Raw genomic sequence first — 24,592 nt, 5'->3', positions numbered from 1 at the left:
GACCGGGGTGGCCGAGTTCGACGCGCTGGAGCTGGACGAGAGCGCGCACTCGCGGCGCATGTTCTGCAGTTGGGAGGAGGCGGGCTGGCGGTCCTTGCTCGTGCGCCGCTTCGACGACGACCCGGTGGTCGAGCAGGTGGAGGTGCCACCGAGTGACGACCAGCAGCTCGTCCTGGTGATGTCGGGCCGAATGGCTATCGAGTCCGGGGCGGACGGTCGCTGGCGCAACGCCCGGTACGCACCTGGGTCGATCGGGTTGACCGCGCCGAACCGGCTCACGCGGCTGCGCTGGCGGAGCACGTCGCCGGAGCCGATCAGCAGGCTCCACATCTATCTGCCGGGCAGCGTCCTCCACCGGGTGGCGGACGAGGTGTGCCCGCAGGAGGCGCCCAGGGCCGACTCGCTCGCCCTGACGGATCCCGTGCTGATGCAGATGATGCTCGCGCTCGCGAACGCCGCCGCGGCCGGCGCGCCCGACCTGTATGCGGAGTCGGCGGCCGAGTTTCTCGCGGTGCACATCCTCGTGCACCACACCGGCCGTTTCCTCTCACCGGTTCCACGGCGCGAGGACGTGCGCATCCGGCGGGTGCTGGACTTCATGCGGGACAATCTGCACCAGAACCTCACCCTGGCCGAGATGGCCCGCGAGGCGGGGCTGAGCACATTCCATTTCCTGCGCGTGTTCAAAGCGGCGACCGGACGAACTCCGCACCGCCATCTCACCGAACTGCGCGTGGAGATCGCCCGGCATCACCTGGAGAACGGTTCGCTGCCCGTCGGTGAGATCGCCTACCTGTGCGGTTTCAGCAGCCCGGCCCATCTGTCGACGGTTTTCACCCGCACCGTGGGCACATCACCGACGGCCTATCGGCGGCAACGGCGCGCATAGTCCGCAACGGGCGGAACGCCCTGATGGCAGCGGGCCGGGCGCCCACGACGCGAGCGCTCGGCGGATGCTCGTACGCTCTGCGCATGGCCCGCGTGCGCCCCGGAGAGGCGGCGAACCCTGCTCCGCCCACCGTTCAGCGCGTACGGGTGCGGTTCGCGAAGCGCGGCCGCCTGCGCTTCCTCTCCCACCGCGACGTGGCACGCAGCTTCGAGCGTGCCGTGCGCCGCGCAGGCGTGCCGGTGGCGCACTCCCACGGCTTCAGCCCACACCCACGGCTGTCCTGGATCGGGGCTGCGCCCACCGGCTCGGCCAGTGAGGCGGAGTACCTGGAGATCGGCCTGACCGAACCCGTCGATCCCGCGGCACTCATCGGCGCGCTCGACGCGGCCCTGCCCGACGGCCTCGACGTGCTCGAGGCCGTTGTGGCCGACGGCGCTGCGCTGGCCGAGCGCATCGACGGCAGCCGCTGGTTGATCGAGCTCTCCGGTGTCGCGCCCGACACCCTTCGGGCCGCGTTCTCGGCGCTGCAGGCCGAGTCGTCGGTCGTCGTCGAGCGGGTCACACCGTCCGGACGGCGGCAGATCGACGTGCGCGCTGCGCTGGTGCGTGCCGACGTCGTGGACGCGGCCGACGGCGTCTCGTCAGGTCTCTCAGGTTCGACGTCGCCCGATCAGTCACCATCCTGTGCGATAATGGCAGTGGTCGTACGGCAGACGACACCCGCCGTTCGACCCGATGACGTGTTGGGTGCACTCGACGTTGTCGCAGGCCTCAGGCCGACGGTGCCCGCGAAGGCGACTCGGATGGCTCAGGGACTGCTCGACCATCGAGGCGACTTGGCCGACCCACTCGGTTCCGACCGGGTCACCACCCGCGCCTGAAAGGGCGGGTCGGCTCGCCGGTCACGGCGCGTCGTCGAGTACACAGCCGCCCCCCGGGGCGGGAGCCAGACCAAGGATTGCTCGTCGCGCACCGCGCGGAGAGAAAGAACTGCACGTGTCCCCGCGTGGCCGCCTCCCAGGAGGCGCCCGGGGGCGGAGGAGCTGAATGTCGAATAACGATTCGCCTGCCGGTAGCGCCGGCGGGCCCGTCACCGTACCCGGCCTGGACGAACTGCCCGAACGAATGCGGGTGCACGCGCTGGCGAAGGTGCTCGGGCGCACGAGCCGCGAGGTGCTCGCCACGCTGGCCGATCTGGGCGTCGAGGCGCGTAGCGCGCAGTCGAGCATCGACCGTAAGTCCGCCGAGCAGGTGGTCACCGCCCTGCTGCCAGGCGTTCCAGAGTCCTCGGCCGGTCAGGCCGAGCCCGCGAGCGGCCCCGATGAGCCCGCCGCGGCCACTGTCGAGGAGGAGCACGCCGCCGAGGAGCCCGCGGCGCCGCTCACGCCGGTCTTCGCGCCCCCCACGCCGCTGTTCCAGCCGCCCACCCGGCCCGCCCGCACCCGCCGTCGCGGAGGCGAGCCCGAGGCCGTGGCCGACGAACCTGGCCCGCCGGCTCCCGCCCCCGAGCCGATCAGCGCCCCCGAACCGGCCGCCGAGCCCGTCGCTGCCGAGGCGAGCGACGACTCCGACGAGGACGGCGACGGCACCCGCCGCCGCAGACGCCGTGGGCGCCGTGGCCGTGGCCGCGGCCGTGGTGGCGACGGGTTCGAGGACGAGAACAGCTCCGACGAGTCCGACGACAGCGACGACTCGGCGGAAGCCGCCCGGGCCGACACAGGAGACACCGACACCGCCGAAGCCGAGGGCTCCGGCGCCGAGTCGGATGCCGACCGCGACGACGACGACGGCGACCGCGACGGAGACGACGAGACCGGCGGCTCGCGCCGCCGCCGCCGGCGCCGGCGCCGGCGTGGTACGGGCGATGAGAGCGACCAGCCCGACGAGGCCGACACGCCGAACACCGTCGTTCGAGTGCGCCAGCCGCGCGAGCGCTCCGACGACAGCAGCGACGGCGACGGCGTGCAGAGCGTGCGCGGGTCCACCCGGCTGGAGGCCAAGCGCCAGCGCCGTCGGGACGGCCGCGACGCCGGCCGCCGCCGCGTCCCGATCCTGTCCGAGGCGGAGTTCCTCGCCCGCCGCGAGTCCGTCGACCGGGCGATGGTCGTGCGGGAGCACGGCGACCGCGTCGAGATCGCGGTGCTCGAGGACGACGTCCTCGTCGAGCACTTCGTCACCGACCACGGCGGCACCGGGCCGTCGATGGTCGGCAACATCTACCTCGGCCGCGTCCAGAACGTGCTGCCGAGCATGGAGGCCGCGTTCGTCGACATCGGCCGCGGTCGCAACGCCGTGCTGTACGCCGGCGAGGTCGACTGGGACGCCGCCGGTCTCGGCGGCAAGGCACGCCGCATCGAGCAGGCGCTCTCCAGTGGCGACAGCGTGCTCGTGCAGGTCACGAAGGACCCCATCGGGCACAAGGGCGCCCGGCTCACCACCCAGATCAGCCTGGCGGGCCGCTTCCTCGTCTACGTCCCGTCCGGCGGTGCCGCGGGGATCAGCCGCAAGCTGCCCGACGTCGAGCGCAAGCGGCTCAAGGACATGCTCAAGGAGATCGTCCCCAACGACGCCGGGGTGATCATCCGCACGGCGTCGGAGGGCGTGAGCCACGAGGCGCTGGAGCGTGACGTCCGCAGGCTGCAGGCGCAGTGGGACGTCATCCGTACCAAGGCCGAGCAGACCGGCCCGAGCAAGCCCAAGGCCCCCGTGCTGCTCTACGAGGAGCCCGACCTGCTCCTCAAGGTCGTCCGTGACCAGTTCAACGAGGACTTCTCGCGTCTGATCGTCGAGGGCGACGACGCCTGGGACACCCTGCAGAACTACGTCGGGCACGTCGCTTCGGAGCTGGCCGACCGGCTCCACCGCCACGTCGGCCCGTCCGACGTCTTCGCCGAGTACCGCATCGACGAGCAGCTGCTCAAGGCGCTGGACCGCAAGGTCTGGCTGCCGTCCGGTGGCACGCTGGTGATCGACCGCACCGAGGCGATGACGGTCATCGACGTCAACACCGGCAAGTTCACCGGCTCCGGCGGCAACCTCGAGGAGACCGTCACCCGCAACAACCTGGAGGCGGCCGAGGAGGTCGTCCGCCAGCTGCGGCTGCGTGACATCGGCGGCATCATCGTCATCGACTTCATCGACATGGTGCTCGAGGCCAACCGCGACCTGGTGCTGCGGAGGCTCACCGAGTGCCTGGCCCGCGACCGCACGCGCCACCAGGTCGCCGAGGTCACCTCGCTGGGCCTCGTGCAGATGACGCGCAAGCGCGTCGGTGGAGGGCTCCTCGAGCACTTCTCCACTCCCTGCGAGCACTGCCGCGGCCGCGGGGTGGTCGTCAACACCGATCCGCTGGGTGACCGCGGCGACTCCGGCCGGGATCGCTCGGAGCGTTCCGACCGGGACGTGTCCAGCCGCCGGCAGCGCCGTGGCCGCCGCGGCGAGGGCGAGGAGCGCAACGGCCACGCCGGGCAGTACAACGGCGCCCGCGTCGACACCGAGCCCGCCGCCGCTCCCGTCGCTGTGCCTGCCGACGAGACCGACCAGAAGCCGGACGCCTCCGAGGCCACGATCGACGTCGGCGCTCCGGTGCCGGTGACGGAGGACCTGCCCGCGGCCGATGCTCCGGACCTCGTCGAGGCTCCTGTCGTGGCCGACGACACGGTGGTCGACGCCGCCGAGGTCGCCGACGCGCCCGTCGTCGATGCTCCGGCCGTAGAGCCGCCGGCCGTCGAGGCGCCCGCCACCACCGGTCGCCGCACCGGCCGCCGGATCGTCCGGCGTGGGGTGGTCGAGACGTCGCCGCAGGCACGGCCCGTCGATGTCGCCGCCGATGCCGTCGAGGAGGTCGTCGTCGAGCGCTCGCTCGCCGAGCGGACCGCCCCGGCCCCGGCCGAATCGCCCGCCGCCGGATCGCCTGCCGTCGAATCGCCCGCAGCCGAATCGACGGACGCCGGCGACACCGTTCCTGCTGCTCCCGAGCCCGCGGCAGAGCCGCGGCCGCGCCGACGGGGCCGGGTCACGCGCACGGCCGGAGCGCCCAGCGCGGTCGCAGGCGATGCACCGGTGGCCGCCGTGGTCACGGTGCCGACGGCAACGGCGAGCCAGCCGGTCGCGTCGGTCTCCGCGCCGCCGCAGCCGGAGCCCACCCTCACCAGGCCGCGGCGCACCCGCCGTGCGGCCTCCCGTCCGGCCGGTCCGCCGGCAGGCGGGGAGAGCGGGGGAGACCCGGTTTGAACCATCCCGTAGCCCTTCCGTACCCTGGGGTCCCTGCGTCGCGCTCCGTCCGTCGGCTGCCGCGGCACTTGCAGAGCCACAGAGGTTCCGGTTCTGTCTCTCGTCCCACGAGCTAGGAGCAGTGCGTCGATGTACGCGATCGTCAAGACCGGCGGCAAGCAGTACAAGGTGGCCGTCGACGACGTGGTCACCGTCGAGAAGATCGACGGTGAGCCCGGTGCGGAGGTCAGCCTCCCGGCCGTGCTCCTGGTGGATGGCGACGACGTCACCACTGACGCGGACGCGCTGGCCGCCGCGTCGGTCACCGCCACGGTCGTCGAGCACACCAAGGGCCCGAAGATCCGGATCCACAAGTTCAAGAACAAGACCGGGTACCACAAGCGTCAGGGGCACCGTCAGCCGCTGACGAAGGTCCAGGTCACCGGCATCGCGAAGTAAGGAGACGCAGCCATGGCACACAAGAAGGGTGCGTCCAGCTCACGCAACGGGCGCGATTCCAACGCGCAGCGCCTCGGCGTGAAGCGCTTCGGCGGTCAGGTCGTCGGCGCGGGCGAGATCATCGTCCGCCAGCGCGGCACCAAGTTCCACCCGGGCACCGGCGTCGGACGGGGCGGCGACGACACGCTCTTCGCGCTCGTCGAGGGTGCGGTCGAGTTCGGCTACACCCGCGGCCGCAAGGTCGTCAACATCGTGCCGGTGTCGGCCTGAGGCCGGTACCACCCCAGTTCTTCTAGAGACGGCGGGCCGCCCTCGGTGGGTGGCCCGCCGTCGTCGTGTGTGAGGAGAGGTCGATGTCGAAGTTCGTGGACCGGGTGGTGCTGCACGCCACCGCGGGGGCGGGCGGCAACGGCTGCGCCTCGGTGCACCGCGAGAAGTTCAAGCCGCTCGGCGGCCCTGACGGCGGCAACGGCGGGCAGGGCGGCTCGATCGTTCTCGTCGTGGACCCCGGGGTCCACACCCTGCTCGACTTCCACCACCGCCCGCACGCGATGGCTCGCAACGGCAAGCAGGGCCAGGGCGGGTTCCGCGCCGGCGCCAACGCCGAGGACATGGAGCTACGGGTGCCCGACGGCACCGTCGTGTTCGACGACAACGGCGAGATCATCGCCGACCTCGTCGGCGCCGGCACCCGTTTCGTCGCGGCGGAGGGTGGGCGTGGCGGGCTGGGCAACGCCGCGCTCGCCTCACAGGCCCGCAAGGCCCCCGGATTCGCCCTCCTCGGCGAGCCCGGAGAGAGCCGCGACCTCACGCTCGAACTGCGGTCGATGGCCGACGTCGGCCTCGTCGGGTTCCCGTCCGCGGGCAAGTCGTCGCTGGTCGCGGCCCTGTCCGCGGCGCGGCCGAAGATCGCCGACTACCCGTTCACCACGCTCGTGCCGCAGCTCGGTGTCGTCACCGCAGGCGAGGAGGTCTACACCGTCGCCGACGTTCCGGGTCTCATCCCCGGGGCGTCCGAGGGCCGCGGTCTGGGCCTGGACTTCCTGCGCCACATCGAACGCTGCTCGGTGCTCGTGCACGTCGTCGACTGCGCCACGTTCGAGCCCGGCCGTGACCCGGTGTCCGACGTCCAGGCGCTGGAGGACGAACTCGCCCGCTACACCCCGGCGCTGGGCGGCGAGCTGTCCGAGCGGCCCCGGCTGATCGCGCTGAACAAGATCGACGTCCCCGACGCCCAGGAGATGGCCGAGCTCGTCACGGCCGAGCTCACCGAGCGCTACGGCTGGCCGGTCTTCCCGATCTCCACCGCGAGCCGCGCCGGGCTCCGGGAGCTGACGTTCGCCATGGCCGAGCAGGTGCGGGCCTACCGTGCCGCCCAGCCGGTGGCCGAACCCACCCGAATCGTGCTGCGCCCACAGGCGGTGGACGACGCCGGGTTCACGATCGAGGAGGACCCCGAGCTGCCCGGCGGTTTCATTGTTCGCGGCTCCCGCCCCGAGCGGTGGATCCGGCAGACGTCGTTCGACAACGACGAGGCCGTCGGGTACCTCGGCGACCGCCTCGCGCGGCTCGGCGTGGAGGAGGCCCTCGCCAAGGCAGGCGCGAAGCCGGGCTGCCCGGTGACCATCGGCGACGTCACGTTCGACTGGGAGCCGAGCACGCCCGCCGGTGTCGCCGTGCTGATGTCCGGCCGCGGCACCGACCGGCGGCTGGACCGTGACTCCCGCGTCAGCGCCGCCGAGCGCAAGGCAGCCCGCATCGAGCGGCGCAGACCACGCACCGATGCGGAGCTGTTCATGGAGGAGCCGGACGGGCCGGCCGAACGGTGGACCGACCCGGATGCGGGTGGCACCTGGGACGACGCCGTGTGGGACGAGCCTGCGGACTCCGGGGATCGGCCCCGGACCAGGCCGTGACTGCCAGAAAACAGCTGGCCGAGGCGCGCCGGATCGTCGTCAAGGTCGGGTCGTCGTCGCTGACCAGCCTCGACGGCGGGCTCGATCCGCTGCGGCTCGATGCGCTCGTCGATGCGCTCATCGCCCGCCGCAGCGCGGGCAGCCAGGTGGTGCTCGTGTCGTCGGGGGCGATCGCGGCGGGCCTCGCCCCGCTCGGGCTGGCCCGCCGTCCCCGGGACCTCGCCACCCAGCAGGCCGCGGCGTCCGTCGGGCAGCTGTTGCTCGCACAGGCCTACGCGGCGTCGTTCGGGCGGCACGGGCAGGCGATCGGGCAGGTGCTGCTCACCGCCGACGACATGATCCGCCGCGCCCACTACCGCAACGCCCAGCGCACGTTGGAGCGGCTGCTCGGCCTGGGCGTGCTCCCGGTGGTGAACGAGAACGACACGGTGGCCACCGACGAGATCCGCGTCGGCGACAACGACCGGCTGGCCGCGCTCGTCGCCCACCTGATCGGAGCCGACGGGCTCGTGCTGCTCTCGGACGTCGACGGCCTGTACGACGGCGACCCGCGGCTGCCCGGATCGCGGCTGCTCAGCGAGGTGGATGCGCCGACGGACCTCGAATCGGTTCGGGTCGCCCGCCCGGGCGAGGGGAGCCTCGGGCGTGGCGGGATGGCCACCAAGATCACGGCGGCCGCGATGGCCGCCGCCGCGGGCATCCCCGTGCTGCTCGCAGCGGCCGAGGACGTCACCTCCGCCCTCGACGCCTCGGAGACAGGCCCCAAGGTGGGCACCGCGTTCCGGCCGTCCGGGCGGCGGATGTCGGCCCGCCGCTTCTGGCTGCGCCACGCGGCGGACGTGCGCGGCTCCCTCGACCTCGATGCCGGCGCCGTGGCCGCGGTGATCGGCCGCCGCCGCTCCCTGCTCGCCGCAGGCATCCACGGGATCTCCGGCGACTTCGTCGCGGGTGACGTGGTGGACCTCGTGGGGCCGCACGGACAGGTCGTCGCGCGCGGGGTGGTGGGGTTCGACGCCACGGAACTGCCCGCGCTCATCGGCCGCCGCTCTCGCGACCTGGCCCCCGAACAGCGCCGCGAGGTGGTTCACGCCGACGACCTGGTCCCCCTGACCACCTTCTGACCCACGACGCCGTGTCCCCGCAGCGCGGTTCGTCCTCGTTCCTGCGAGTCGCGGATTCGTCAGGCGCAAGCGCGACTCGCGCGCATTGTCTGCCCGTTCCTCCGGGTCGCCTGTTGCGCGGGCGTGAGTCGCCCCGTTCCGCGCGTGGGTTGCCTATGCCTTGCGCAAGTCGCACGTTCTCGAGGTGAATCGTCCACGACCTATGAGAGGCCCGTTTTCCGGATGGGCGCCGCTCGCTCGTCACGGCGGTCATCGGTTTCCGGGCGTAAGTCGCTGCTGACTTGCATGGGCCACTCGGGGCCGCCGGCCTGTTTGCGCGAGTCGCCGGTTCCCCCGCGAGCGGCTCACTCCGGTCTGCGAATCGTCCGCCGTTCACGCGCGTTGTCCGCCCGCACGCCAGTCTCCTGCTCAGCGTTGCCCACGCTTCGCCTGCGAGACGGCTGACCCGGGTTGTCGCCACCCCGGCGCCCGGACGAGGATCGGGCGGTGGCTGCCGCTGACCGCGCTCGCGCGAGCATGGTCGACGTCCTCTGTGACGCCGGCCGTATCCGCTCGCCCGCCGTCGAGGACGCGTTCCGGAACGTTCCGCGCCACCTGTTCCTACCTGGGCTCTCCCTCGAGGAGGCTTACGCCGACGAAGCGGTCGCGGTCCAGTTCGCCGACGGTGTGGCCACGAGCTCGGCATCCCAGCCGTCCATGATGGCGATCATGCTCGAGCAGCTCGACCTGCGGCCCGGGCAGCGCGTCTTGGAGATCGGGGCGGGCACCGGCTACAACGCTGCGTTGATGGCGCGGATCATCGGCCCGAGCGGAACGGTCACGGCTGTCGACATCGACGAGGACCTCATCGAGCGCGCCGCTTTCCACCTCGCGAGCGCCGGGGTGGACGGCGTGGAGTTGGTGGCTGCGGACGGCGCGCTCGGCTATCCGCCCGCAGCGCCCTACGACCGGATCGTGCTGACGGTCGGCAGCGGCGACATCCGGCCAGAGTGGGTGGCCCAGCTCGTGCCGGGCGGGCGGCTGCTGCTGCCGATCGCCGTGCGGGGGAGCCAGCTGTCCACGGCCCTCGACCTCGGGCCCGACGGCGTGCTGCGCAGCCACTCCGTCCGCAGCTGCGCCTTCATCCGGCTTCGCGGCGTGGGGGCGAGCACGGACGTCGCGACCCGGCTCCACGGCATCGGCCTCATGTTGCAGGTGCCGGAGGACGGACCCCGGGCGGAGCCGGCTGACGTGTCCGCGGCGCTCGCCGAACCGGGTGCACTGCTCACCGTGCCGGTGGCGCTCGGCGCCGCGGACGTGTGGGACGGGTTCGGACTCTGGCTGGCCCTGACCGAGCCGGGCGCGTGCCGACTGCTGGCGGCCGAGCCGGAGACCGGCCTGCCCGACGACCTGCTGCCCCTCGGTCCGGGCTCCGGCACCATCGCGCTCGCCTCCATGGCCGAAACGCAGCCGCCCGGTCTCGCGATGGTGGTGGCCGGACCCGGGCGACCGGACGGTCGCGGGCCTGGAGCCGTGGCCGTACGGGAGTTCGGCCGGGGCGGACCGACCCTCGCCGGGCGGTTGCTCGCCGCGCTTGACCGGTGGCTCGCCGCGGGGCGGCCGGGCGCGGCGGAGTGGCGGATCGTCGCCGTGCCCGCCGGAGCGGTCTACGAGGACCCGCCGCCTGGCGTGGGCGTGGTGCGCAAGGTGCACTGCAGCCTGCTCGTGGACCTACCCGTGCCTGTGCCGAGCTGAGCGGGCTCCTCAAGAACAGCCGCTGAGGAACCGGTCGCTCGGGCTCAGCCGGCTTGCGCCAGCGCGAACGGCAACACGGCGGACGCCCCGGCTCGGCGCAGCATTCTGGCGGCCACCGTGGTCGTCCAGCCGCTGTCGATCACGTCGTCGACGAGCAGAACGGGCCCGTCGGGGACGGCGAACGCCGGTGGCTCGAACGCCGGCCAGACCGCAGCCAGCCGCTGAGCACTGTTGGAGTGCTCACCGGGCCGCGGCCCCGCGGGGACGACGCTGCCCAGCAGCGGGAGCCGGCCGATCTCGGCGATTCGACGGGCCAGGTGGTCGAGCTGGTCGGGTCGGGTGCGCGAGCCGATGCCGACCACACCCACGGGGCGCTCGGCCCATCCCCATCCGGCAAGCACCCGGACGCACGCGTCGAGCACGTCCTTGGGAACCGGCGCGTCCTGGCCCGTGACCAGCTCACGCAGCCGGGTGCCCCATCCGATGTCGGACAACCGCCCGATGACGCGCCCGGTGTCGGCGAGCTCTCCCGCGGAGATCCGGCCGGACACCGGGACCCCGAGCTCGGCCATCCCACTCGGCCACTGCTTGCGCGGGGCGACCTCGACCCCGGGACGGGCGAGCCGTTCCTCCGCCGCGGTGGCGGCGTTCGTGTCGACGTCGGTGCTCCACATCGGGCCCGCGCAGTTGTCGCAGCGCCCGCACGGCTGGGCGTCGGGATCGTCGAGCTGGCGGCGGAGGAACACCAGCCGGCAGTCGGTGGTGTCGATGTAGTCGAGCATCGCCTGCTGCTCGGCGCGGCGGGCCTCGGCGATGCGCCGGTGGCGCTCCTCGTCGTAGACCCACTCCTGCCCGGTGGCGACCCATCCGCCCTTGACGCGCTGCGCCGCGCCGTCGCTGTCGAGCACCTTGAGCAGCATCTCCAGGCGCGTGCGCGAGAGGTCGACGCGCGTCTCGATGGCGGCCGTGGAGAGCGACTCGGGCCCGAGCACCCGCAGTGTCTGGCGAACCACCGGCTCCGGCGGGAAGGCGAGCGAGGCGAAGTAGGACCAGATGTCGCGGTCCTCCCGGCCGGGCAGCAGCACCACCTCGGCACGCTCGACCGCACGGCCTGCACGACCGATCTGCTGGTAGTAGGCCACCGGCGACGCAGGAGCGCCGAGGTGGACGACGAACCCGAGATCGGGTTTGTCGAAGCCCATGCCCAGCGCGCTGGTGGCCACGAGAGCCTTGACGCGGTTGGCGAGGAGATCGCCCTCGGCCGCGAGCCGCTCCTCGGGCTCGGTCTTGCCCGTGTAGGACGCCACCGGGTAGCCGCGCTCGCGCAGGAACTCCGCCACCTCCTCGGCGGCCGCGATCGTGAGCGTGTAGATGATGCCCGCGCCGGGTAGGGCGTCGAGCTGCGCAGCGAGCCAGCCCAGCCGCTGCGCGGGCGTGGGCAGCCGCACGACGGACAGCCGCAGGCTCTCGCGGTCGAGCGTGCCGCGCAGCACCAGCGGCTCCCCGGAGGCGAGCCCCAACTGCTCGGTGACGTCGACGACCACCCGGTCGTTGGCCGTGGCGGTGGTGGCGAGCACCGGGATGCCGGCGGGCAGGTCGGCGATGAGCGCGCGCAGCCGCCGGTAGTCGGGACGGAAGTCGTGGCCCCAGTCGGACACACAGTGGGCCTCGTCGACCACGAGCATGCCGGCGCTCGCGGTGAGCCGGGGCAGCACGCGATCGCGGAAATCCGGATTGTTGAGCCGTTCGGGGCTCACCAGCAGGACGTCGACCTCGCCGGCGTCGACCGAGGCATAGGTGCGTTCCCAGTCGGCGGTGTTGGCCGAGTTGACCGTGGCGGCGTGGATGCCTGCGCGCGCGGCGGCGTCGATCTGGTTGCGCATGAGCGCCAGCAGCGGCGAGACGATGACGGTGGGGCCGGCGCCTGCGGCCCGCAGTAGCGCCGTGGCGACGAAGTACACCGCCGACTTGCCCCACCCCGTGCGCTGCACCACCAGCGCCCGCCGCCGATCTGCGACGAGCGCGTGGATCGCCGTCCACTGGTCGTCGCGCAATCGGGCCGATGGACCGGCCAGGGTGGCGAGCACGGCCTCGGCGCGCTGCCGGAGATCTTGCTGTGTCAGATCTTCGTGCGTGGAGGTACCTGTCGTCACGCATCCCATGGTGGACGAGCACACCGACAGCCGGGCAGGCAGGGGAGTCCGGCTGTGGACAACCGGTGTGACGCCTGCGCCCGCGAACCTGCGGATCGTGTCGAGCACCCATGCCGAGAGCAATAGTCAAGATCTGTGGATGAAGATCTTTCAGGCGGCTTCGGGTTGGGAGTGTTCGTCGGGTCGTTCGACGATCTTGCCGGCCTCGAACGTGGCGACGGCGCGGATGAGCGCGAGGAGCGCTTCTCGAAGAACCCACTCCACGGCGGCGGACTTGACCGCTTCGAAGAGCCGGCCATGGGGTGTGCCCCTCCCCATCCGAGGGTGAACTCAAGATCCGATGGGTGGTGCTCGAGCCCAGCGGAGTGCGCCGTGCTGAGTCCGGTACGCGAGGACCACCTGCGGGCGCAGATCGAGCACAGATCAGGTTTCCGCGCCGCGCCCGTCTGTATGTGTGAGATCGACTCACGGGAGGCTGGCACGATGCGGAAATTGATCTTCGGCATGAACGTGACCGTGGACGGCTACATCGCCGCGCCCGGCGACGACATCGGCTGGAGCGGCCCGCCGAACGACGAGCTGTTCCAGTGGTGGCTCGACCAGGAGCGGGCGAACGACCTGTCGCTGTACGGGCGCAAGCTGTGGGAGACGATGAGCTCCTACTGGCCGACCGGCGACCAGCAGCCCGACGCCACCCCGGCGGAGATCGAGTTCGCGCGGAACTGGCGGGACACGCCGAAGGTGGTGTTCTCCTCGACGATCGACAAGGTCGACTGGAACACCCGCCTGGTCACCGGCGCTGCGGTCGCCGAGGTCACCCGGCTCAAGGCCGAGGACGGCGGCCCGATGGGTATCGGCGGCGCGACGCTCGCCGGGGCTGCCATGCGGGCCGGGCTGATCGACGAGTACGCGATCGTCACCCATCCGGTCCTGGTGGGCGGCGGCACACCGTTCTTCACCGCGCTGGACAGCTGGGTGAACCTGAACCTGGTGGAGACGCGGACGTTTCCCGGCGGCGTGGTGCTGACCCGATACGAGACGAGGCGATGAGCACGGGCCGGATGCTCGGCTCGTGAGGCGAGGTCGAAAGCGTTTCTGACGTGCTCACCGTTGCCCTCGGCTTCGAGGCAACTTCCCCCGGCCCCTTCGTCGCGTTCCGAGTGAGGTGCTGACCGACTCGCTGGAGATGAGGACGACGGCGTCGTCGATCGTGACGAATTCTTCGGGGCGTGAAGACGCCCTCGTCGGCAACGCCGGCGGGGCGACGGTGTTCTCGTTGTTCGCGCTGGGTGCTGCCGGCCGGGTCATTCCACGGGTGATTTCGACGAGTCCAGTCCGTGCGCTGGACTCGTCGACGAGCGGGACTTCTGTGATCACAGTGTCGGGGGCAGGCCCAGCCATGGTTTGTCGGTGGCGTCGAATCCGGTGAGCTCGGCGATCTTCCCGTCGGCGATGTGCAGGACCGCGATGTTCAACAGCCGGTACTCCGGGTCGTCGGGGGTGCGGCGGTACAGCGCGGCGGCAGGCATGCGGTTGACCGTCGTGGTGATACAGCGCCAGTCGTCGTAGCCGGGCTGGAAGAGCCCACCGGAGACCCAGCCCTCCACCGCGTCCTCGGCCCCCATGATCACGGTGCCCGGATCGGGCAGCATCGCGAAGCGCAGGTCGTCGCGCAGCAGGGACATCAACCCGTCGAGGTCGTTGCGCTCATGGGCGTCGATATACGACTTCACCACGCCGCGCTCGTCATCCGACAGCTCGTGAGTGGCAGGGCTCCGCCAGTCGAGGCGGCGGTCGGGCAGCTGCTCGCGCATCGTCACGCGCGCCCGCTGCAGTGCGCTGGTCACCGATGCGACGGTCAGCTCGAGGGCGTCGGCGGCCTTCGACGCCGGCCAGCCGAGGACGTCGCGCAGGATGAACACCGCCCGCTGCCGCGGCGGCAGGTGCTGGACGGCGACGATGAACGCCAGCTCGATCGTCTCCCGCGCCACCACCGATTCCTGCGGGTCGTCGGGGAGCATCCGGTCGGGGTACGGCTGCAGGTACAGCATCTCGGAGCCGGGGTCCGACAGCCCGCACGGTACGGGTGTCCGGTCGTTGCGCTTCTCCAGGAAGTCGAGGCAGGCGTTCGTCGCGATCCGGTACAGCCAGGTCCGCAGCGCGGCGTGGCCCTTGAACGACTCTCGCTTGTTCCACGCTCGCAGGAACGTCTCCTGCGTCATGTCCTGGGCGTCCTCGTAGCTCGCGAGCATCCGGTAGCAGTGCACCTGCAGCTCACGCCGGTGGCGCTCCGTGATGAGTGCGAACCGCGCCGTGTCGCCTGAGCGGGCCGCCGCGATGAACGTGGCCTCATCGGCGCCCAGCGGTCTGGCGTCGGTCATGGTCATCAATCCTTCCACCGGTGCGAGGGCTACCCGAACTGACGACATGGCGGAGGATTTCTGATCGGTGAAGCCGCGACCATGAGCAGTGTGCCTTCCTGTCCGGTTCGGGCCACCACTTCGTTCACGGGCTGTCGCGAGGCAGGATGGGACGGGTGAGTGCTCCCCAGTCCCCGTTGTTCGGCTCGGTCGCTGACGTGGCCGAGCGGCTGGCCGGCGTCGGCTACCTGGCCTCCACCGCCGTGGCCACCACCGTCTACCTGGCCGATCGGCTGGGGAAGCCGCTGCTCGTCGAGGGACCGGCCGGGGTCGGCAAGACCGAGCTGGCCAAGGCCGTCGCGGAGTCGACGGGATCGGGACTGGTGCGCCTGCAGTGCTACGAGGGCATCGACGAGGCCCGCGCGCTCTACGAGTGGAACCACGCCAAGCAGCTGCTGCGGATCACCGCGGGTCAGGGTCGCGAGTCCTGGGACGACACGCGCGACGACGTGTTCTCGGAGGAGTTCCTGCTCGCGCGCCCGCTGCTCACCGCGATCCGCCGCACCGAGCCGACGGTGCTGCTCGTCGACGAGATGGACAAAGCGGACGTCGAGGTGGAGGGTCTGCTGCTCGAGGTGCTCTCGGACTACCAGGTCACCGTCCCGGAGATGGGCACCGTCACCGCGTCCCGCCGTCCGTTCACGCTGCTCACGTCGAACTCCACGCGCGAGCTCTCCGAGGCGCTCAAGCGTCGCTGTCTCTTCCTGCACCTGGACTTCCCGGACGCGGACCTGGAACGGCGCATCGTGCAGAGCCGCGTGCCGGAGCTGGCCGAGGCGCTGGTGGATGCCCTCGTGCGCACGGTCCGCGTGCTGCGTGGACTCGAGCTACGCAAGGCGCCCTCGGTGGCCGAGACGATCGACTGGGGTCGCACCCTGCTGGCGCTCGGGCTCGACACGCTGGACGACGAGACCGTGCGCGCCACCCTCGGTGTGGTGCTCAAGCACCAGTCCGACGCGGTGAAAGCGGCTGCAGAGCTGCGCCTGAACTGACCGGGCTCGTAGGGCTCACGGGTCGGCGAGAAGCTGGCCCGGTGGCCCGACGATGGCTCATGATGAGACGGTGACCACAGTGGCCGGCCAGAGGTCGGAGCACGGCCTGCCCGGACATCTCGTCGACTTCGTGGCGGCCCTGCGGCGTCATGGAGTGTCGGTCGGGCCGGGGGAGACGGTGGACGCCGCGCGCGTGCTCGGTGCGCTCGACCTGATCCATCGCGAGCACGTTCGCGAGGGACTCGCCGCGGCCCTGCTGCGCCGATCCGGTCAGCGGCAGGTGTTCGACACCCTGTTCGAGCTGTACTTCCCGGCGGCGCTGGGCTCCGGTTCCGCGGAGGTCGAGGTGCCCCGCGTTGACGACGTGCCCGACGGGCCCGTGGACGTCGACGCGCTCCGCGACATCCTGGCCGACCTGCTGCGCGACGGCGACACCGAAGCGCTCGCCGAGCTCGCCCGCGCGGTGGTGGATGCGCTTGGGCACTCGGGCGCCTCCGGCACGGGCGTGCGGGGGGCAGGTGGGCAACCCAGCTGGTCGGCCTACCAGGCGCTGCGGGTGCTCTCGCCCGAGACGCTCCTGGCCCGGATCCTCAGTGACCTCAGGGCAAGCGGCACCGACGAGGACGCATTCAGCGACGAGGTGCGCCGCCGCGAGATCCGTGATCGCATCGCGGCGTTCCGCAAGATGGTCACCGACGAGGTGCGCCGGCGCACCGCCGAGCAGCGCGGACGCGATCACGTGGCCAAGACGGCCGTGCCCAAGCAGGCCGAGCAGGTCGAGTTCCTCTCCGCGCACGCCGAGCAGCTCGCCTTGCTGCGCCGCACCGTGCATCCGCTGGCCCGCCGCCTCGCGTCCCGGTTGGCGGTGCGCCGAAAGCACGCCAAGCGCGGCACGCTGGACATGCGCCGGACGCTGCGCCGGTCGATGTCCACCGGCGGCGTGCCGATGCGCCCGGCGTACCGCAAGCGCCGCCCCGGCCGTCCGGAGCTGGTGGTGCTCTGTGACGTCTCCGGCTCGGTGGCCGGGTTCAGCCACTTCACGCTGCTGCTGGTGCAGGCCTTGCGCGAGCAGTTCAGCAAGGTGCGGGTGTTCGCGTTCGTCGAACGTGCCGACGAGGTGACGCACCTCTTCGACCCAGGGGCGGAGCTCTCCGGGGTGATGCAGCGGGTGTTGCGGGAGGCCGACCTCGTGGCTTTCGACGGCCACAGCGACTACGGCGGTTCCTTCGGCACTTTCGCGGAGAACTGGGGCGACGTGGTGACGCCGAAGACCTCCTTGCTGGTGCTGGGTGACGCACGCACGAACTACCGCGACCCGAACCTCGTGGTGCTGCGCCGGCTCGTCGGCCAGGCACGGCACGCGCACTGGCTCAACCCGGAGCCGCGCCGGCAGTGGGGTACCGGTGACTCCGCCGCCCTCCGTTATGGCGAGGTACTACCGATGCACGAGTGCCGCACGGCAGGGCAGCTCGCCGACGTGGTGGAGGGGTTGCTTCCGGTCTGACCTCGAGTCGCTAGCACACCTGTACCGAGCGAGTCCAGTACTTGACCCTGCGTGACGGAACTCGGCATTCTCGTCCGTCAGAGTGATCCACGCAAAAGGGTCATCGTTGACAACGGTGGAGTGCCTCATGACCGCAGCTTCGGTGTCCCGTCGATCACGAGTGGTTGCCGTGGCAGCCGTTGCCCTCGCCGCGTCGCTGCTGGGCGCCACTCCGGCCGCGGCGGCCTCTGCCGACGCTGCGGGGGCGCAGAAGTGCGGCACGGTGGACCAGATCATGGAGTGCGTCTCCGTGGAGGGCGTGCGCGCGCACCTGGAGGAGTTCCAGTCGATCGCCGACGCCAACGACGGCACGCGCGCCTCGGGCACCCCCGGCTACACGGCGTCGGCGGAGTACGTCGCCGAGCAGGCCCGCGATGCCGGGCTCGACGTGAGCACCCAGGACTTCGACTTCGCGTTCTTCCAACTGAACAGCCAGGCTCTGGCGCAGACCGAGCCCACCTCCGTGACCTATACGGCGGGCACCGACTTCGTCGCGACGACGTTCTCGGGCAGCGGCGACGTGACCGGCACGGCCGTGCCGGTCGACCTTCGGCTGCCCTCGACCGGCGGTTCGACCAGTGGGTGCGAGGCAGAGGACTTCGCCGACTTCCCCGACGGGGGCATCGCCCTGCTGCAGCGTGGCACCTGCGAGTTCGGAGTGAAGGCACGCAACGCCGAGGCCGCAGGCGCCGTGGGCGCAGTGATCTTCAACGAGGGTGACGCACCGGATCGCACCGAGCTGCTGCAGGGCACGCTCGGCGCGCCGATCGGCATCCCGGTGGTGGGCACCACCTTCGCCATCGGCGAGGCGCTGCAGAACGCCACCGTGCAGCTGCAGGTGGACGCCGTGAGCGAGAACCGCACAACCACCAACGTCATCGCCGAGACGCCGAACGGTGGCGACACCGTGCTGATGGTGGGGGCCCACCTCGACTCGGTGCCCGAAGGCCCCGGCATCAACGACAACGGCAGCGGAAGCGCGGCGATCCTCGAGGTGGCGCGGCAGATCGCCGGGGTGAAGACGGACGCCACGGTGCGATTCGCCTGGTGGGGTGCGGAGGAGCTCGGGCTGCTCGGCTCGCAGCACTACGTGCAGACGCTGCCGCAGGAGGAGCGCTCCCGGATCGCGGGCTACCTGAACTTCGACATGGTCGGCTCGCCCAACTTCGCGCGGTTCGTCTACGACGGCGACAACTCCGACGCCGCCGGCGCGGGCCCCGGTCCCGAGGGCTCGGCTGCCATCGAGGACGTGTTCGAGAAGTTCTACGCCGACCGTGGCCTGGCCTACCAGGGCACGGACTTCGACGGCCGCTCCGACTACGGGCCGTTCATCGCGGCCGGGATCCCCGCCGGCGGGTTGTTCACCGGCGCAGAGGGCGTGAAGACACCGGAGCAGGCTTCGATGTACGGCGGCACGGCGGGAGCTCCCTTCGACCCCTGCTATCACCAGGCCTGCGACACCATCGCCAACATCAGTGACACGGTGCTCGACGAGAACGCCGACGGGATCGCCTTCGCAACCCTCACACTCGCATCCGATCCGACGCTGATCACGGGCCCGGCGCCGGCGGCACCGTCCGGGCCGGCCGCACCTCCCGCGGGTGGCGGCGGGCTCGCGCACGACCATGAGGGCCTCCGCTCCTGACGGTGGCGCTCAGTCGGTGCCGGTACGCAGGGCGAACCGCTCGGCCACCGCGACGTCGCCCGTGACCGGCAGTTCGCCGGCGGGGCGGCGGCGGTAGAGGTAGAGCAGCAGGTCGGACGCGGATGCCTGGATCAGCGCATCCGGTCGTTGATCGGTTCCGTCGGTCAGCCGTTGCCACCGTGCGGTGCCGTGCTCGTCCTCGCCGACGGCCCATCGGATGCCGGTGTCGACGGCCGCGAGCTCCAGCGTGCCCCCGACCGGGGCGGCTTCCTTCGTGCGGAACGGGGTGCTGACCTCGAGGAACTCCTCGACGGCATCGGTGGCGGCCGCGGCGTCGAGAGCCTGTGGGCGTCCGACGGCCTGCTCGGCGTCCCAGCGGTGGACGGCGGCCTCCTGGACCTGGTGGCGCACCACGAAGCCGGCGTCGCTCCGGGCGGCCCAGGTGTAGACGGGCTCGTCGGGCGCTGCCCCCCGGAGTGACTTCACCAGCCGGTCGGCGCCGGCGCGTAGCTCGGGCACGAGCCGCTCCTCCTCGGGCCGCGCTGCCTCGGGAACCGTGGCCGGATCCTGCACGTGCTCGGCCACGACGGTGCCCCAGAACTGCTGCACCTCGAGCAGGTGCCACACCAGGTCGGCCACCGACCACCCCGGGCAGCTCGGCACGGGTGACGCGAGATGGCCCTCCGCCGCGTCGGCGAGGGCGAGGGTGTCGGCTTCGATGCGCAGGAACGGATCGAAGTGGGTGACGAGCCCGTACGAGCTGCGGTGATCAATCACGATGGGGACGCTAGCGGGAGCAACCGACAGAAACGGGACTGCGCTTCGGCTGTTTCAACTGTCTGTTGACCACTTCAACACGGAGTTGTAGCGTCTGCGCCCATCCTGCCGCTCCCCGCTCCTGGAGGTATCCGTGCCCGTCCTGCCGCAGAATCCGACGGGCCGGTCCCGATCGAGCAGTTGGTGCACCGCCGTGCTCGCGGGGCTCCTGGCCGTGGTGCTTGCGGGGTGTGGTGGCGGCGGGGACGGCGGAGAAGCCGCCGCGCCGCAGGCCCCCGGTGGGGGCGGCGCAATCCCCGATGTCTCCGCGGTGGTGGCCGGAGTCCAGAAGGATCCGCAACTCGCCGCCATGCTGCCGCCGACGATCGCGCAGGCGGGCGTCCTGGCTCTCGGCTCGAACCTCCAGTCGGCCCCCAACAACTTCTACGCGGCTGACGGCACCACGCCTGTCGGCTACGAGGTCGACCTGGCGAAGGCGATCGCGGCGAAGCTCGGCGTCACGGTCAAGTACCAGGACATGGCGTTCGGCTCGCTCATCACGAGCCTCCAGTCCAGCCGGGTGGATCTGACGATGGCCGCGATGAACGACACCGCCGAGCGTCAGAAGCAGATCGACTTCGTCGACTACTTCACGTCCGGGATCACGATCATGGTCCGCAAGGGCAACCCGGACGGCATCACGGGCCCCGACACCCTGTGCGGGAAGGCGGTGGCGCTCGTGCAGGGCACGAGCCACCAGGAGTTCGCCACCGAGCAGAGCGCGAAGTGCGTCCAGTCCGGTCAGGCGGCGATCACGATCACCGCCACCGACAGCGACACGCAGAACCAGAACCAGCTGCGCACCGGCCGGGTCGCGGCCATCCTGAACGACCTGCCCAGCGCGGTCTACATCTCGCGGACGGCGGGCGATGGCAACTTCTTCGAGGTCGTTCCTGGCGAGCCGATCAACGGGGGCCCGTACGGGATCGGCATCAACAAGACCAACACGCAGCTCACCGAGGCGGTGCGCGGGGCTCTGCAGTCGCTGATCACGGACGGCACCTACGGCAAGATCCTCGACGCCTGGGGCGTCCAGCAGGGGGCCGTCCAGCAGGCGGGCACCAATGCCGGAAGCTGACGTCGAGCAGGGGCGCTCGCTCGCCGTGGGCGAGGAGCTGCCGATCGTCCGGCTCCGCCACTGGGGCCGCTGGATCAGCGGCGCCGTCGTCCTCGCCCTGCTTGCTCTGCTCGGGGTCGCACTGGCGCAGGCACAGATCGACTACGGTTCCGTTCCCGAGTTCCTCTGGTACCGGGTGGTGCTGGTCGGCCTGCTGAACACGGTGCTGCTCGCCGTGATCGCACAGGGGTCGGCGATCGTGATCGGGGTCGTGATCGCCCTGATGCGCCGCTCGGTCAACCCCGTCGCGCGGTGGTTCGCGGCGGCGTACATCTGGCTGTTCCGCGGTCTTCCGGTGCTGCTCCAGATCCTGATCTGGTACAACCTGGCGCTGGTCTTCACCTACATCTCGATCCCACTGCCGTTCGGCGGCTACCTGCTGCACGAGCAGACCAACGTGCTGGTCACCGCGTTCGTGGCGGCGCTGCTCGGGCTGGCGCTGAACGAGAGCGCCTACATGGCCGAGATCGTCCGGGCCGGGCTCAACAGCGTGGACGGCGGTCAGACCGAGGCGGCGAAGTCGATCGGGATGGGCCCGCTGCTGACGCTGCGCCGGGTGGTGCTGCCCCAGGCGATGCGGGTGATCATCCCCCCTACGGGCAACGACTTCATCAACATGCTCAAGGGCACCTCGATCGCCTCCGTCATCGGCGTCACCGAGCTGATCCACGCCGCCAACAACATCTCGTCCAACAACCTGCTGGTGATGGAGACGCTCCTCGCCGCCGCGATCTGGTACATGGTCGTGGTCACGATCGCCGGAATCGGCCAGCACTACCTGGAGCGGTCGTTCGGCGCGGCCGACCGCGTGGGCTCGGCCGGCGGTGCCTGGTCACGAGCGGCCCGCGCGCTCCGTACCGCCCCCACGGTGAGGAGCCGGGATGTCTGACGCGATCCACGACCAGGCGCCCGTGCTGCGTGCCGTGGGCGTGCGCAAGCGGTTCGGCGACACGGAGGTGCTGCACGGCGTCGATCTGACCGTGTCGAGGGGGAAGGTGGTGTGTCTGCTCGGTCCCTCGGGCGCGGGCAAGAGCACGTTCCTGCGGTGCATCAACCACCTCGAGACGATCGACGGCGGCCAGGTCTGGGTGGACGGGGAGCCCATCGGCTTCCGGCTGCGCAACGGGAAGCTGTACGAGCTGCCCGAACGCGAGGTGGCCCGCCAGCGCCGCCACATCGGCATGGTGTTCCAGCGGTTCAACCTGTTCTCCCACCGCACCGTCCTGGAGAACGTGGTGGAGGGTCCGATCAAGGTGCTCGGCGTGGCGGCCGCTGCCGCTCGCCGGGATGCGCTCGAACTGCTCGACCGGGTGGGGCTCGCCCATCGGGCCGACGCGTACCCCGGCCAGCTCTCCGGCGGGCAGCAACAGCGGGTGGCCATCGCCCGCTCGCTCGCGATGAAGCCCAAGCTGATGCTCTTCGACGAGCCGACCTCGGCGCTGGACCCCGAGCTGGTGGGTGAGGTGCTGGAGGTGATGCGGGCGTTGGCAGCCGAGAACATGACGATGGTGGTCGTGACCCATGAGATGGGTTTCGCCAGGGAGGCCGCCGACGAAGTGGTGTTCATGGTCGACGGTGCGGTGGTCGAGACCGGGCCGCCGGATCAGGTGCTGGGCGCGCCGCGCCACGAGCGCACCCGCCAGTTCCTGGCCAGGGTCCTGTGAGCGGCGACGTTCGCGAGGCCCGGCTCTCGCCTCGCTACCTCGCCCAGTTCGACGAACCGGCCGGGTACCTCGACTTCGCGCGGTTCGGTCCACCGTCGCATGCGGTGCTGGACACCACCGCGCAGCTGCTGGAGCTGTCGACGAAGGCCGGTCCCGCCACGGTCGACGAGCTGATGCGGCAGGAGGTGCGCGCGAAGGCAGCCATCGCGCGGCTGTGTGGCAGCGACACCGACCATGTCGTGCTCGTGCCGAACACCAGCACGGGCCTCTTCCAGGCGGCGTTCAACGCGCCGGGCGGCGAGGTACTTGTCGCGGCCGCGGAGTTCCCGGCCAACACCTACCCGTGGGCCCGCGCGGAGGCAGCGGGCCGCAGCACTGTCCGCTGGTTGTCCCCGCCCGACGGGCACGTCACCGCCGACGCGGTCGCAGGCGCCCTCACCGGCGACACCACTGGGGTCTCGGTGAGCGCGGTCGACTTCCGCACCGGTTATCGGGCGGACCTCGCCGCGCTCCGTGAGGTGGTGGGCGAGCGGCTCCTGGTGGTGGACGGCATTCAAGGGTTCGGTGCGGTCGACGCGCCGTGGGACGCTGCCGACGTCCTCGTGGTCGGCGGCCAGAAGTGGTTGCGAGCGGGCTGGGGCACGGGCTTCGTGGTCCTGTCGGACCGCGCGTTCGAGCGGATGCAGCCGGTGCTCTCCGGCTGGACCGGCGCCCGTGACCCAGGGCTCTTCGACGACGAGATCCACCCGCCTGCCGACACCGCAGCGGCCTGGTCGATCAGCAACCTCAGCCCGGTCACCTCGGGTGCCTTCGCCGCCGCGCTCGAGCTCGTCGAGGACGCCGGCATCGCCGCGGTGGAGGGCCGCATCCAGGAGCGTGTGGGGGAACTGGAGGAGGCACTGCGGTCGCTGGGGGCACGGATCGTGTCGGCCACCGGCAGGCGTGGGGGCATCCTGGCCTTCGAGCTGCCGGAGCAGCCTGCCGAGCGGGTCGGCGCCGCGCTGGCCGCCGAGGGCATAGCCGCGACGGTGCGCACCGAGCACGTCCGACTATCGCCCCACGCCTCCACCCCGGCATCGGCCGCGGAGCATGTCCGGTCGACGTTGTCCCGGCTCGAACGAGCTCCACGTTCCTCGTCGTCACGGCCTACGGTCGGGTCGTCCGTCGAGGCGTCGCACGGTGTGCTCACTGCGCTGATCCCTGCGGTGTCGGGCCTGGCCACGATGCTCGGTCCGGGCAACGAGGTGGTGTTGCACGACCTGTCGCGGCTACCCGACTCGATCATCGCGACGGCGGGCGACGTCACCGGCCGCGCCACGGGTGGCCCGATGACCGACCTGTTGCTCGGGCTGGTGCGCCGCGGCACCACGCACGACCTCACCGACTACGAGACCCACGGGCCGAACGGGCGTCCCATCCGCTCGTCCACGATCTTCCTGCGGGACGAGGCGGGGGTGGCGATCGGCTGCCTGTGCATCAACAGCGAAAGTCCGGCCGCCACGACCGGTGCCCGCGGCGAGGTGAAGCAACGCGAGACCTTCCCACCGGACGTCGACAGCCTGCAACGGTTCCTGGTGGACCATGCGATCGACCGCACCGGGGTGCCGGTGGACCTGATGAAGAAGAGCCACAAGGCTGCCGTGGTGCAGGAGCTGGACGAGGCGGGCTACTTCCTGATCAAGGACTCGGTGGACCGCCTTGCCGCTGAACTGGCCGTCACCAGGTACACGATCTACAACTACCTCAACGAGATCCGCCGATAGCAGCAGACGTTTCATGATCATCGGTCCGGGGTCGGCAGCCGGGTCATGTGCTGCTGCGGGGCCCGAAGCGTTGATCATGGGCCCTGCACGTGCCAGAGGCGGGGGCGAGGCCGTCGACTAGGCGGAGCACGAATGGGCAGGTCCGCGA

At 71.4% G+C, this 24,592-nt stretch carries 20 protein-coding genes; 16 read left to right on the top strand and 4 right to left on the bottom strand.

All coding sequences use genetic code 11. The features are described 5' to 3' along the window. The first annotated feature begins 7 nt into the window (after positions 1-7). The 8 genes from ACQPZQ_RS36635 to ACQPZQ_RS36600 all read left to right on the top strand — a co-directional run bounded on the left by ACQPZQ_RS36635 (position 8) and on the right by ACQPZQ_RS36600 (position 10,331). Positions 8-889 (top strand): AraC family transcriptional regulator, encoded by an 882-nt coding sequence (locus tag ACQPZQ_RS36635; RefSeq protein ID WP_433288650.1) that lies wholly within the window; start codon positions 8-10, stop codon positions 887-889. 83 nt (positions 890-972) lie between these two features. Continuing rightward, a complete protein-coding gene (locus ACQPZQ_RS36630; RefSeq protein ID WP_433288648.1) occupies positions 973-1,770 on the top strand; it encodes a TIGR03936 family radical SAM-associated protein in 798 nt (265 codons plus the stop codon). Between the two features lie 166 nt (positions 1,771-1,936). Further along, complete coding sequence (locus ACQPZQ_RS36625; protein ID WP_433288646.1) at positions 1,937-5,122, top strand: translation initiation factor IF-2 N-terminal domain-containing protein; 3,186 nt, start codon at positions 1,937-1,939, stop codon at positions 5,120-5,122. A gap of 129 nt (positions 5,123-5,251) precedes the next feature. After that, positions 5,252-5,560, top strand: coding sequence for a 50S ribosomal protein L21 (gene rplU, locus ACQPZQ_RS36620; protein ID WP_433288644.1), 309 nt, complete (start codon positions 5,252-5,254; stop codon positions 5,558-5,560). A 12-nt stretch (positions 5,561-5,572) separates the two neighbouring features. Further along, a complete protein-coding gene (gene rpmA / locus ACQPZQ_RS36615) occupies positions 5,573-5,830 on the top strand; it encodes a 50S ribosomal protein L27 (RefSeq protein WP_433288642.1) in 258 nt (85 codons plus the stop codon). 83 nt (positions 5,831-5,913) lie between these two features. Beyond that, positions 5,914-7,476 (top strand): GTPase ObgE, encoded by a 1,563-nt coding sequence (gene obgE / locus ACQPZQ_RS36610; RefSeq protein WP_433288640.1) that lies wholly within the window; start codon positions 5,914-5,916, stop codon positions 7,474-7,476. Beyond that, a complete protein-coding gene (gene proB, locus ACQPZQ_RS36605) occupies positions 7,473-8,597 on the top strand; it encodes a glutamate 5-kinase (RefSeq protein ID WP_433288638.1) in 1,125 nt (374 codons plus the stop codon). The genes obgE and proB overlap by 4 nt, the downstream gene beginning before the upstream one ends. 486 nt (positions 8,598-9,083) lie before the next feature. Then, the gene (locus ACQPZQ_RS36600) at positions 9,084-10,331 is read left to right on the top strand and encodes a methyltransferase domain-containing protein (protein WP_433288636.1); all 1,248 of its coding nucleotides are present in this window, start codon (positions 9,084-9,086) and stop codon (positions 10,329-10,331) included. A 44-nt stretch (positions 10,332-10,375) separates the two neighbouring features. Here ACQPZQ_RS36600 and ACQPZQ_RS36595 read toward each other — a convergent pair whose 3' ends face one another. Both ACQPZQ_RS36595 and ACQPZQ_RS36590 read right to left on the bottom strand, forming a co-directional pair. Beyond that, positions 10,376-12,454 carry a RecQ family ATP-dependent DNA helicase gene (locus ACQPZQ_RS36595; protein WP_433299529.1) on the bottom strand — a complete coding sequence of 693 codons (2,079 nt, stop codon included), beginning with the start codon at positions 12,452-12,454 and terminating at the stop codon, positions 10,376-10,378. Between the two features lie 180 nt (positions 12,455-12,634). Then, the gene (locus ACQPZQ_RS36590) at positions 12,635-12,802 is read right to left on the bottom strand and encodes a hypothetical protein (protein ID WP_433288634.1); all 168 of its coding nucleotides are present in this window, start codon (positions 12,800-12,802) and stop codon (positions 12,635-12,637) included. Between the two features lie 165 nt (positions 12,803-12,967). Between ACQPZQ_RS36590 and ACQPZQ_RS36585 the strand changes: the two genes are divergently transcribed. Further along, on the top strand, positions 12,968-13,534 hold the full coding sequence (locus ACQPZQ_RS36585; protein WP_433288632.1) for a dihydrofolate reductase family protein: 567 nt from the start codon (positions 12,968-12,970) through the stop codon (positions 13,532-13,534). Positions 13,535-13,857: 323 nt separating this feature from the next. Here ACQPZQ_RS36585 and ACQPZQ_RS36580 read toward each other — a convergent pair whose 3' ends face one another. Then, on the bottom strand, positions 13,858-14,865 hold the full coding sequence (locus ACQPZQ_RS36580; RefSeq protein WP_433288630.1) for an RNA polymerase subunit sigma-70: 1,008 nt from the start codon (positions 14,863-14,865) through the stop codon (positions 13,858-13,860). Between the two features lie 146 nt (positions 14,866-15,011). On the opposite strand from ACQPZQ_RS36580, the gene ACQPZQ_RS36575 reads away from it, so the two are divergent. The 3 genes from ACQPZQ_RS36575 to ACQPZQ_RS36565 all read left to right on the top strand — a co-directional run bounded on the left by ACQPZQ_RS36575 (position 15,012) and on the right by ACQPZQ_RS36565 (position 19,084). Then, the gene (locus ACQPZQ_RS36575; protein ID WP_433288627.1) at positions 15,012-15,896 is read left to right on the top strand and encodes an AAA family ATPase; all 885 of its coding nucleotides are present in this window, start codon (positions 15,012-15,014) and stop codon (positions 15,894-15,896) included. A gap of 79 nt (positions 15,897-15,975) precedes the next feature. Then, entirely contained in the window at positions 15,976-17,400 is a 1,425-nt protein-coding gene (locus ACQPZQ_RS36570; protein WP_433299527.1) for a vWA domain-containing protein, read from the top strand. A 127-nt stretch (positions 17,401-17,527) separates the two neighbouring features. Beyond that, on the top strand, positions 17,528-19,084 hold the full coding sequence (locus ACQPZQ_RS36565; protein ID WP_433288625.1) for a M28 family metallopeptidase: 1,557 nt from the start codon (positions 17,528-17,530) through the stop codon (positions 19,082-19,084). Between the two features lie 9 nt (positions 19,085-19,093). On the opposite strand, the gene ACQPZQ_RS36560 is transcribed toward ACQPZQ_RS36565, so the two are convergent. Beyond that, positions 19,094-19,861, bottom strand: coding sequence for a maleylpyruvate isomerase family mycothiol-dependent enzyme (locus tag ACQPZQ_RS36560; protein WP_433288623.1), 768 nt, complete (start codon positions 19,859-19,861; stop codon positions 19,094-19,096). A gap of 142 nt (positions 19,862-20,003) precedes the next feature. Here ACQPZQ_RS36560 and ACQPZQ_RS36555 point away from each other — a divergent pair, with 142 nt between their 5' ends. From ACQPZQ_RS36555 to ACQPZQ_RS36540, 4 genes are read left to right on the top strand one after another with little or no spacing between them, the layout of a single operon-like run. Continuing rightward, entirely contained in the window at positions 20,004-20,978 is a 975-nt protein-coding gene (locus tag ACQPZQ_RS36555) for an ABC transporter substrate-binding protein (protein ID WP_433299525.1), read from the top strand. Further along, complete coding sequence (locus ACQPZQ_RS36550) at positions 20,965-21,906, top strand: amino acid ABC transporter permease (RefSeq protein WP_433288621.1); 942 nt, start codon at positions 20,965-20,967, stop codon at positions 21,904-21,906. The genes ACQPZQ_RS36555 and ACQPZQ_RS36550 overlap by 14 nt, the downstream gene beginning before the upstream one ends. After that, positions 21,899-22,681, top strand: a complete 783-nt coding sequence (locus tag ACQPZQ_RS36545; RefSeq protein WP_433288619.1) for an amino acid ABC transporter ATP-binding protein — start codon at positions 21,899-21,901, stop codon at positions 22,679-22,681. The genes ACQPZQ_RS36550 and ACQPZQ_RS36545 overlap by 8 nt, the downstream gene beginning before the upstream one ends. Further along, positions 22,678-24,444 carry an aminotransferase class V-fold PLP-dependent enzyme gene (locus ACQPZQ_RS36540; protein ID WP_433288617.1) on the top strand — a complete coding sequence of 589 codons (1,767 nt, stop codon included), beginning with the start codon at positions 22,678-22,680 and terminating at the stop codon, positions 24,442-24,444. The genes ACQPZQ_RS36545 and ACQPZQ_RS36540 overlap by 4 nt, the downstream gene beginning before the upstream one ends. The last annotated feature ends 148 nt before the right edge of the window (positions 24,445-24,592 follow it).

Source organism: Pseudonocardia sp. CA-142604, assembly GCF_050948475.1.
In the GTDB taxonomy this organism is placed as follows: Bacteria; Actinomycetota; Actinomycetes; order Mycobacteriales; family Pseudonocardiaceae; genus Pseudonocardia; species Pseudonocardia alaniniphila.
Note: the sequence above shows the minus strand (reverse complement) of the source record. Positions and strands in the feature narration are given on the sequence as shown.